This window comes from Litoribrevibacter albus, from assembly GCF_030159995.1.
In the GTDB taxonomy this organism is placed as follows: domain Bacteria; phylum Pseudomonadota; class Gammaproteobacteria; order Pseudomonadales; family Litoribrevibacteraceae; genus Litoribrevibacter; species Litoribrevibacter albus.
This window is the reverse complement of sequence record NZ_BSNM01000014.1, coordinates 475039-485095: the sequence shown is the minus strand read 5'-3', so window position 1 is coordinate 485095 and position 10057 is coordinate 475039. Positions and strand designations below refer to the sequence as shown.

At 42.7% G+C, this 10057-nt stretch carries 10 protein-coding genes; 8 read left to right on the top strand and 2 right to left on the bottom strand.

Going from position 1 to position 10057, the window contains the following annotated elements:
• Window positions 1–171: 171 nt before the first annotated feature.
• The 4 genes from QQL66_RS12570 to QQL66_RS12555 all read left to right on the top strand — a co-directional run bounded on the left by QQL66_RS12570 (window position 172) and on the right by QQL66_RS12555 (window position 3171).
• Entirely contained in the window at window positions 172–768 is a 597-nt protein-coding gene (locus tag QQL66_RS12570) for a hypothetical protein (protein ID WP_284381823.1), read from the top strand.
• A 107-nt stretch (window positions 769–875) separates the two neighbouring features.
• The gene (locus QQL66_RS12565) at window positions 876–1868 is read left to right on the top strand and encodes a hypothetical protein (protein ID WP_284381822.1); all 993 of its coding nucleotides are present in this window, start codon (window positions 876–878) and stop codon (window positions 1866–1868) included.
• A gap of 39 nt (window positions 1869–1907) precedes the next feature.
• A complete protein-coding gene (locus tag QQL66_RS12560) occupies window positions 1908–2417 on the top strand; it encodes a hypothetical protein (RefSeq protein ID WP_284381821.1) in 510 nt (169 codons plus the stop codon).
• A gap of 121 nt (window positions 2418–2538) precedes the next feature.
• Window positions 2539–3171, top strand: coding sequence for an NADPH-dependent FMN reductase (locus QQL66_RS12555; RefSeq protein ID WP_284381820.1), 633 nt, complete (start codon window positions 2539–2541; stop codon window positions 3169–3171).
• A 175-nt stretch (window positions 3172–3346) separates the two neighbouring features.
• Here QQL66_RS12555 and QQL66_RS12550 read toward each other — a convergent pair whose 3' ends face one another.
• Together QQL66_RS12550 and QQL66_RS12545 are read right to left on the bottom strand one after the other, a co-directional pair.
• Window positions 3347–3895, bottom strand: coding sequence for a type 2 periplasmic-binding domain-containing protein (locus QQL66_RS12550; protein ID WP_284381819.1), 549 nt, complete (start codon window positions 3893–3895; stop codon window positions 3347–3349).
• Window positions 3896–4659: 764 nt separating this feature from the next.
• Entirely contained in the window at window positions 4660–5562 is a 903-nt protein-coding gene (locus QQL66_RS12545; protein WP_284381818.1) for a sterol desaturase family protein, read from the bottom strand.
• 205 nt (window positions 5563–5767) lie between these two features.
• Here QQL66_RS12545 and QQL66_RS12540 point away from each other — a divergent pair, with 205 nt between their 5' ends.
• From QQL66_RS12540 to QQL66_RS12525, 4 genes are all read left to right on the top strand, one after another.
• On the top strand, window positions 5768–6817 hold the full coding sequence (locus QQL66_RS12540) for an AraC family transcriptional regulator (RefSeq protein WP_284381817.1): 1050 nt from the start codon (window positions 5768–5770) through the stop codon (window positions 6815–6817).
• A gap of 171 nt (window positions 6818–6988) precedes the next feature.
• Window positions 6989–7900 carry a bifunctional transcriptional activator/DNA repair enzyme AdaA gene (locus tag QQL66_RS12535; protein WP_284381816.1) on the top strand — a complete coding sequence of 304 codons (912 nt, stop codon included), beginning with the start codon at window positions 6989–6991 and terminating at the stop codon, window positions 7898–7900.
• Between the two features lie 71 nt (window positions 7901–7971).
• Window positions 7972–9093 (top strand): HD-GYP domain-containing protein, encoded by a 1122-nt coding sequence (locus tag QQL66_RS12530; protein WP_284381815.1) that lies wholly within the window; start codon window positions 7972–7974, stop codon window positions 9091–9093.
• A gap of 342 nt (window positions 9094–9435) precedes the next feature.
• Window positions 9436–10008 (top strand): phosphoribosyltransferase, encoded by a 573-nt coding sequence (locus QQL66_RS12525; protein ID WP_284381814.1) that lies wholly within the window; start codon window positions 9436–9438, stop codon window positions 10006–10008.
• Window positions 10009–10057 lie beyond the last annotated feature (49 nt).

Sequence of the window (10057 nt, the reverse complement as noted above, 5' to 3'; positions counted from 1 at the left end):
GTTGGCTAAGAAATAGTCCTGTTAAGCGCAGAATAAGAAGTTATGTGGGCCTAATGCGAATAAACAATATTCAATAAAAACAGTGAGTCGGGTAGGATGTTCGATAACAAAAACAAGGACTGTAGAAGGTTTTTCTACAGGTTCGTTAGCCACAAAAAAGGAGATCGAACATTGTTCGGATTATTCAAGAAAAAGGAAAATAAGGTAGAAATTGAACCAGAATTTATTGTGGTCACGATTAATGCTCGTATTCAGCCTATGCACAGAGGCGAAATATACGAAGATCCTCTCGATGAAATTCTTTCGAAAAACTCAATCGGTGAAGTATCAGGTGGTGGCACTCTTCAATCCCAATCTGGTGAAATCGAATATTGTGATGTAGAAATTCAAGTTGGCAATTCAAGCAATGATACTGTCGATTTAATCAGATCATCACTTGAACAAATAGGTGTGCCAAAAGGGTCAAAAATCAAAGTAGAAGCCACTGATTCCGAAATTGAGTTTGGCACTTTAGAAGGGTTAGCAATTTACTTAAATGGTACCGATTTGGACTCCGAGGTATATGCAAGAAGTGACTCCAACCATGTCTACAGTGAGCTTGATCGGCTTACGCAAGGTAATGGCAAAGTTTACAGTTACTGGCAAGGCCCAACCGAAACGGCTTTTTATTTGTACGGTACTTCCTTTGCTCAAATGAAATCACAGATATCGGAGTTAGTGAATAACTATCCTCTGTGCCAAAAATGCAGAATTGAACAAATCGCATAAATATGGCTAACATCTATATGACCGGGGATTGTCAAGGCGCAAAAACCTGAAGGCCCCTCCAAGGTCAGAGCTCGATTCTTAATACTCTGTTTTAATGGATAGATAAAATGACTAGGAATTATTGGGGTTATCGAATAAACAAGAACAAGATTGACTTTTTTCGCTCAGAGTTAGAGCAAGGGCGCCTGCGTCAAGGTTGGGGCTGGGATGAGAAACAATGCTTAACTAACTTGACTATGGATAGTGGTGCCAAGCGAAACCTACCTATCTTTAATAAAGTAAAGAAAGGCGATATTTTACTTATTCCTCGTCTTCCTACTTGGGATGAAGTTGCTGTAGTTGAAGCGACCGAAGATTTCGATACAGGCTACAAATTTGAAATAGAGCCAGCTCTTGGTGATTATGGCCATATTTTCCCCGCAAAATTAGTGAAACAATTTGTTAGAAGAAATAAGTCAGTAACAGGAGATATACGGTCGACTCTAAAGAACATATCTAGATTCTGGAGTATTGGTCATTGCAGTAATGCTATTGAGAAAATAATTCAGCAGGAAGATAAAGAGTTAAGAAGTGAACTCAGCTTTACAAATAGGTTTCACAATATACTTAGTGATAGCCTTAATCGTAGCTTTGATACAGAAAAATTCTCTAATGAGCTATATGACCGTTTAAACGAGAACTTATCAAATGAAGAGTGGGAGTACGCTTTAGTCGAAGGCTTCAAAAAAATATATCCGTCTCCTATTGTTGTAGAACGAACAAGTGGTGTTTTAGAAAAACAACATGGGACTGATATTTTAATCAAGTTTCCGGGATTAGTTGATTTCCAGTATGCAATAGCTATACAGGTTAAAGACTACTCTGGTTATATGTCTGGATATGCTGTTGAGCAGATATCGAAGGCAGATGAATATTGGAAAAATGAAGGCCTGGTTTTAATAGACAAGTATGTAATCGTCACTAAATGTAAGAAAGAACATAATCTCGATGTGTCTAGTTTAGATGAAAGTGTGAAAATTATATTCGCGAAAGAGTTGAAAGATCTTCTTATGAAAATGGGTATGAGCGATACAGGGTTTGTTCTTGAATACAGTTACTAATATTCAATTGATTTCAACTCTTAGCGAGCACATATACATATGCGCACACTGTTTAAAATATTTGGAATTATCTTGATATTTCTGGTTGGTGGGTTCGCTTATGTCGGTTGGCGTACTGACAGCTTTTTAAAGGAACAATGTGAGTACTTGGCCTCTACGGCAGAAAACGAAAGTAATATCGAATATATCAAGCATTGGGTTAATGATGTAGCTTTAGCCAATAAATATCAAAAAGTATGGAGCAATGATCAACATACTGTTGCCATATTTAATGGTGAGATCTCCTATATTTCATCCCCAGATTGGGAGACAGTTGGACTTGATCCAAAGCATGCTCATCTTCGTTTGGTTAAAGTAGCTGGAAAATACGAAGAGCTATTGTCTACCGAAAATATTGAAACTATCGAATATGGGCGAGGGCGTGATAGCGTAGTTATTAAGGTTAATCATCCTGGGCCATTAAATATAAGAAATAAACCTGAAAGCGGTAGTCATTTTAAGAAAATCACTGATCAAGTATTCGTTTATTGTGATGGTGCTAGGTTTTAGTAGTAACCAGCCGTGAGTTCGTAACCATTCAACAAACGATCTTCGTGTTAGGTATTTTGCATTAGGTATCCGCAATAGAACGTGGTTTAAAAACATAACAAACGAATTAATGAATGGACGTATGAAGCTCGGCTGGCGATCGTTCCTCGCTAATTTTAGCTGTAGCCATGCATTCCCGCCTATTATGCGGGCTTTAAGCCAAAACAAGGACGGTATGAAATTACTAGCCATCTCCGGTAGTGCACGAAAAGAGTCTACGAATACTGCTTTATTGGTAGGCATGAAAGATCTTGCTCCAGCTGGTATTGAGCTGTCGGTCTTTCAAAGTCTCAATATGCTTCCCGTTTTTTCTCCAGACTTAGAGGGCGATGCTACTCCGGCCGAAGTACGTGAATTTATGAAAGCGGTTTCTAATACTGATGGGATTATAATCTCAAGTCCTGAATATGTTAGAGCCATACCCGGTGGTCTAAAAAATGCCATCGATTGGATGGTTTCTCGTGATGAAATTATCGACAAGCCCATAGCTTTAGTCCATGCATCTCATCGGGGCGAAGATATGCTACTTTCGCTAAGGTTAGTACTTTCGACGGTGAGCTCAAATTTTCTTGAGCACCTATTTTTGCGTGTACCACTCATTGGAAAGTCTCCAAATGAAATCGGAGAGTTACTGCGTGTGCCCGAGATTGAGTCATCAATCACTTCATTTTTGGTTGATTTTTCAGCAGCAGTTCGTCAAAGCGGTTTAAGATGAAGATCGAACGACTTATACATGAAGAAGGCGTTTTTCGCTGTTTTGCTGCAGATGTTTAGATTATCCCAAGGTATGGTGTTGTTAGAGTCAATTGGGTCAGGGCTAATAAAAACTGGCTTTTTAGTGGCTGTTGACTTGGATCTTGTTGGAGGTCCTTGCTTTTACCCTCAATTAACTAGTTGTCCTGCTGAGGGTAAATGACTTTCCAGTCTTTAACCCTTTCCAGCTTTAATTTTGATTGATAGAGCGCTTTTTCAATGGTTCCGTTTTTACGTAGGATTTTCAGACCCTTTTGCAAAGCATTATAAATTCTTTGGCCGTGAGAATGCTTTTTTGAAACCATGAAATGCCTGCTGAAAGGAAAAACTACCTTTATCCCTTCAACAGGGTAAAGATCTCCTGACGGATCTCGATGGGCGAGAGTAGTGGACTCACTGCTGAATTCCAGCAAAATGAAGTCAGCTCGTTTTTTATTCAACATTTTGAAAAGAAGGTTATATCGCGAAGCTGTATGAATGGTCTTGAACTGCATATGATTGAGGACCTCTATATCGGTTCCCCAGGAGTTTTCCGTTAAAGGCGCTAATTTTTGTAGTATTGCAAGATCGCATGTTCCCTTATGCAGATCTGAGTCGGCAGTGGTGTATATTCCCTTTTCAAACTCTCCCTTTCGAATAAAGGGAGCTGATTTGTAGACAGATTCATCGAAATCAGATTCCCACATGTCTGAAGCTAAAATGGTAACTCTTCCGTTTTTTACTTCTCTGATGCTTTTTGCGAGATTTGGGAAGGGTACAAAGTCGATTGTGGCGTTTATGCCTCATGCATGTAGAGCCTGTTGGATGATAATCAAGGATATCACTGGCCTGCTGGAATACTCAGAGCGGTAGTCGTTTATTGCCAGTGGATTTTTACCTTTTTGCGCCAGCATGGATTCATAAGCGATTTTGGTTTCGGGCACTCCGGCCACGGACACAATCTGGGAGTAAGCAGTGGGTATATTTAAAAATATTAAAGATATGAATAACGATATAATTCTCATGCAGACACTTTGGTCGTAGTTTGTGTAATCACGTACATTACTTTTTTCAGTAATTCCACTCTAATTCAAATCCTTCCATGAAAATTTTGACCCTATGCTGGGGCTTCCTGACTGATATGATTCTCCCAAGTCTGATGTTAATGAGTGATTCTTATTTCGAATCATAAGTACCTTGAAGGTGGTACGCATCTTAGAAAGTGTAGGATAGGAATTTCTTTTTTTGTAAAGATAAGTCTGCTTTGGTTGATGCTTGGGGCAAGCCTTACAAGTTTTCGGTATTCGAGGAAAGTAATAGCTATTTAATTTGGAGTCCAGGATCAGAAAATAGTGAGTACGGTTTGCTGATGTATTATTTTTCTAAAGTTAATGGCACTTGTCAAAGCACAAAGTTGGTTGGTGAGTAGGTTCATAACCAAAAGTAAAAGGGCTCCTTTCGGAGCCCACCATCAATTACTCACCGTATTTGACGAAGCAGTTGAAGCCGTTTGTTCTTCCTCTCGCCCATAGGTTTTCTCTACCCAGTTCGGGCCTTTCCAAAGTATGCGTGGATCTTTGTGGCGAAGAATGTCTTTCACCATGCATACGAATTCATCGGTACATAGACGAATCGGATTTAAGGTCGTTGGTTGACGTGTGGTTAACCCGTATTTGATGATTCCAGCGTCTTTTTCATCGACAAAGGTGCCGAAGATTTTGTCCCAGATGATCAGTACACCACCGAAGTTGGTGTCGATTTGCTCCGGGTTGCTGCCGTGATGTACGCGGTGGTGTGATGGCGTGTTGAAGAATTTCTCCCACCAACCAAGCTTGTTCACCATTTCAGTATGAATGAAGAACTGATACGCAAGGTTTAATTCAATGGCGATGATGGCCCAGTCTTTGTCAAAACCGATGAGGGCAATAGGAAGCCACCAGATAAGCCAGCCGAAGTTCAGGTCATACAAAAAGTTCTGGCGTAGCGCTGTTGAGAAATTCATGCGTGTAGAGGAGTGGTGCGTTACGTGGCCTGTCCATAACCAGCGAATGTTATGCATGGCTCTGTGATACCAGTAGAACACGAAGTCTACTGCGAAGAAGATCAGTAATACGCTCCAGATGCCGTCGTTTGGAATGTACTGTAGGCCAAATTGATAGATGTAGTCGTACAGCCCTGTAATAACAACGGCAATCAATATACCGTCGGTGATTTTATACATGGCACCCGTGGTGATGCTGGCGATGGTTTCTTTAAAATCATAAATGTCGGTGCGGCCTTTACGGTGCCAGTAGTAGGCTTCCGCAATGATAATCCCCACAAAAAACACCCCGAAGGTGATGATAAAGCCAATTGCATGCAGTAAATCTTGCATTCTACGCCTCACTAATTTTGTCGATCTGTTAAGCGATCTTTGTAGTTATAGTTGTGTTGAACGACTCATGCGTTAACTGTTCTCTCAGGCTTAAATAGTAGAATTGAAACGCAAGACATTATTGACTAACTGAGTCTTGTTTTTGACAATCTGAGCCAATATGCATTTTAATTAGATCTTTGATGGTTAATACGAATACTTAGTCATGCTCAACAACCTGTTTATTACGTCTGACGTATCCAATCTGATATCCGACTTCGTTAAGCACTACATGACGGAACTGAGTCCGGATATTTTGAGTAATCCACCGGAAGCGCTCAAAGAGCAATTGGCGTTGGTATCAAACGTTCAGCATCTTTCATTCGAACAGTGGTGGACTTTGTTGGAAAGCTTGCAGCACGCATTAGGGCAGCCAGCACTTGGGCTGAAGATAGGGGAGTTCGTTAAGGTTGAGTACTTCGGGTGCTTGGGCTATTTGCTTAAAACCAGTCAGGATTTGGAACAGGCTCTTCGCTGTTTCGAACGTTTCCAACGCTTACTATACGATGGTAATCGCGCGGCGCTGACTTTTGAAAGTGATTCCCAAGGGCGCTTTTTGGCTAAGCTGATTTGGGAGGCAGATTACGGTTATTCAAATCAGCTTTCCGACGAACTTTTGATCTCAGCCTTGGTGAGTCTGGCGAGAGAAATGCTGGCGGACGATTCCATCAAGCCGATTAGCATTAACTTCACGAACAAAGTCGCGACTGACAATGAAGTCATCTATCGCGACTATTTTGATTGTGAGGTGAACTTTGGGCAACCCAATTTGAGTGTCACCTTTCCTGCGTCTTATTTCTCTTTGCCTATTCAGGGCAGCGATCAACAGCTACATCAGCTGATGAGCATGCAAGCGGAGAATTTGCTTGAAAAAGCCCCCAATGCCGATGACGACAAAGACAATTTCTTAATCAAGGTCAGAAAGGTGTTAGTGCGTGCATTGCAGGAAGGGGAGCCTACGGTAGAAGCTGTGGCTGAGCAGTTTCACTTGTCTACTCGCAGCTTACATCGTCGTCTTCATGAAGAAGGAGTGGTGTTCCGTGAATTACTGAAAGACACCCGGATGTTGCTGGCAAAACAATATCTCAAAGACAGGAAGTTAACCTTGCCGGAGGTTGCGTTGATGCTTGGTTATTCGGAACAGAGCGCATTTAGTCGGGCTTTCAAGCAATGGTTTGATGAGACTCCGTTGCAATATCAAAAACGGTTGCTCTAATGCGTTAGCGCATTCGCTTCATTCGATCCGTTTGTTTTTTGCTTTGACGATCTGGTACAAGAGCGCAAGAATCGGGTCGCTTACTGGCTCAGAACGGTTAGACTCATCTTATAACCTGTGACTGATCCTATTACTACCGATTGATCATAATACTGACGTTAGACTGAGCTTATGATTGCTGAATTCCAATTAATTGAAAATAACAGACTATCCCGTGCTAAAAACTATCAACGCGTTGAGAAAGCCATCGCTTATCTTAAAGCTAATGTCTCTGCTCAACCCAGTTTGGAAGAGGTGGCTGCACACGTTCACCTCAGTGAATACCATTTCCAAAAGATGTTTAAGGAGTGGGCTGGGGTGACGCCAAAGCAATTCAGCAAACACCTGACGTTGGAATCTGCAAAGCAACATCTGGCTGATAACAAATCGCTGATTGATACCGCACTGGATGTTGGCTTGTCGGGCTCCGGCCGTTTACATGATTTGTTCATTACGATGGAAGCAGTGACGCCAGGACAATACGCTCAATTGGGTGAGGGGTTGGAGATCTATTACGGTGTTCATCCTACAGCCTTCGGCTTTGTCTTTGTCGCTCAGACAGAGCGAGGGATTTGCCAATTAACGTTTCTGGAAGATGAACAGGATGGCACTGGGCTTCTTCAGTTGGAAAGCAACTGGGCAAAGGCGCGTTTGATTCATGACGAACCGAAAACCCGCTTTACTGCTGATGCCTTATTTGAGCCATCAACAGCCGCACAAGGTACCTCGCCCATTCAAATGGTGTTGTTGGCCAAAGGCACGAACTTTCAAATTCAGGTATGGAAGGCCCTGCTCAATTTGCCATACGGCGCCGTAACCAGTTACCAACGCATTGCCGATGCCATCGGTAAACCCAAAGCGGTGAGGGCTGTGGCTTCGGCCATTGGTGCGAACCCGTTGGCTTATCTGATTCCTTGTCATCGCGTGTTGCGTGGTACGGGTGAGCTGGGTGGTTATCGTTGGGGGCTGGATAGGAAATCTGCCTTATTGGCTTGGGAAGTTAAAGAATCCTGCGTTATAGAGCCTTGTGCTGACATGGATTAATGAATGCGCATGGTGGGAAGGGGGAAACCGACTAAACTGTAATGAAAAGGAATTTCAAGACGACCTGAATTATGACAACTCCACATACTAACCCGATACAGGATGGTCAGCCGCTTGCTGAAAAGCTGTGTTGGGTCAGAAAGTTAATCAATCAACACCATGCGTATATTGATCGCATCGCCGTTGCCTTATACGACACGCACACCGATTTACTGAAAACCTTCATCTACAGCAGTGATGAAGAGACGCCGCTGGAACAATACCAATACCCCTTATCCAAGTCTCAATCGCTTAGCGAGATCGCACAAACGCATGTGCCTCGAATAATTCCTGATCTTTCACAGTTAGAGCAGGTTCAGAAAGAGCACATTCAAGCGCTTCTGAAAGCGGGGTTCCGGTCCAGTTATACCTACCCGATGGTTTACGATGATCACTTCCTTGGGTTTATCTTTTTTAATTCCAAGCGGCCCTTACAATTTGATGAGTTTCTTGTCACTGAACTGGATATGGTTGGGCAAATGATTGCGCTGATGGTCTTCAGTGAACTCAGTAGCATTCAAACACTGGTCGCAACCATTCGAACCGTTCTAGACATGACGCATTCACGAGACCCTGAAACGGGAGGGCATTTAGAACGAATGTCTCGTTATGCGCGTGAAATTGCTCGTGCGTTAGCTGAGAAGTACGATTTGAATGATCGCTATATTGAGCAGCTTTTTCAGTTTGCGCCATTGCATGATGTGGGCAAAATTAAAGTTCCAGATCGGGTATTACTAAAGAAAGGCCCGCTCAATAAGGAAGAACAGGAAGTCATGCGTCATCACCCTGAAGACGGCAAATACCTGATTGATAAGCTGATTCACAATCATGGTTTTGAACGCTTCGAAAACATCGACATGCTCAGGAACATTGCGCTTTATCATCATGAAGCGGTGGATGGGTCTGGGTATCCTTGTGGTTTGAAGGGGACAGAGATCCCTCTTGAAGCGAGAATCGTTGCCGTGGCGGATGTGTTTGACGCCTTGACCAGCAGTCGCCCCTATAAACAAGCTTGGACTAACGAGCGTGCACTCGCATTGTTGGAAGAGTTTTCCGGCACCAAGTTCGATCGGGATTGCGTGGACGCCTTCAAGTCTCACATGCCCGAAATTGAGCTAATTCAAGCCACTTTTTCAGAGAATAAATACGGCTAGTTGTCAGCTTCTGGGCAAAAACACTTTATTTGACCGTTTGATCAACATATAATCGCCGGCCTTCTTTTTAAACGGTCGTTTGATATTTATGTTCGTCGCTATGCGATTGAGCGTTTCGGTGACCTGTCGTATAGGTTTGACTGTGTTTGAAAAGAGAATAACTGGGGCGCACAGATTTTTGGAATGTTTGGCATTCTTCAATGTCAGAATCCATTTACTGCCCTGAGTCATTGTCGCGCCTTTAATTGCTGCTAGAATCTTCTAGGGCTTTGGATAGCTCCATGCAGCATGTTCAGTGGGCATTTGATAAGGTGAGACCACCTTTTAAATTAGAGGTTTTTCATGGATAAAGTTTATATCAGTGCACAGCAGCTTCTTGAAGATTCTACGCAAATGGCTTTGCAGATATACGAGAGTGGTTTTCGTCCAAATTACATTGTGGGCGTTTGGCGTGGTGGTGCCCCGGTCGGGATTGCCGTTCAGGAAGTGATGGATTGTCTAGGCGTGGACTGTGACCACATTGCAATTCGTACGTCATCTTATACGGGCATTGGTGAGCGAAGCCGTCATGTGAAAGTACATGGTCTGACCTATTTGATCAAACGTCTGGAATCAGAAGATTCATTACTGATCGTCGATGATGTTCATGATTCAGGGTTGAGCATCCAGCAAACTGTATATGATATTAAGAAAGCCTGTAAGAAGAATACACCTGAGATCCGTATTGCAACGCCTTACTTCAAGCCTGCGAACAACAAGACAGAAAACACCCCTGACTTCTATGTTCATGAAACCAATGAGTGGTTGGTGTTCCCGCACGAATTAGAAGGCCTAACCAAAGAAGAGATTCTGGAAAACAAACCAGAGTTCAAAGCGGTTGCTGATAAAATGGAAGCGCTTGGCCGTTTTAAATAAGCCCTTTTCATTTCCTCCTGAGACAGAGTACCCTTAGCCTTTTTGGGTG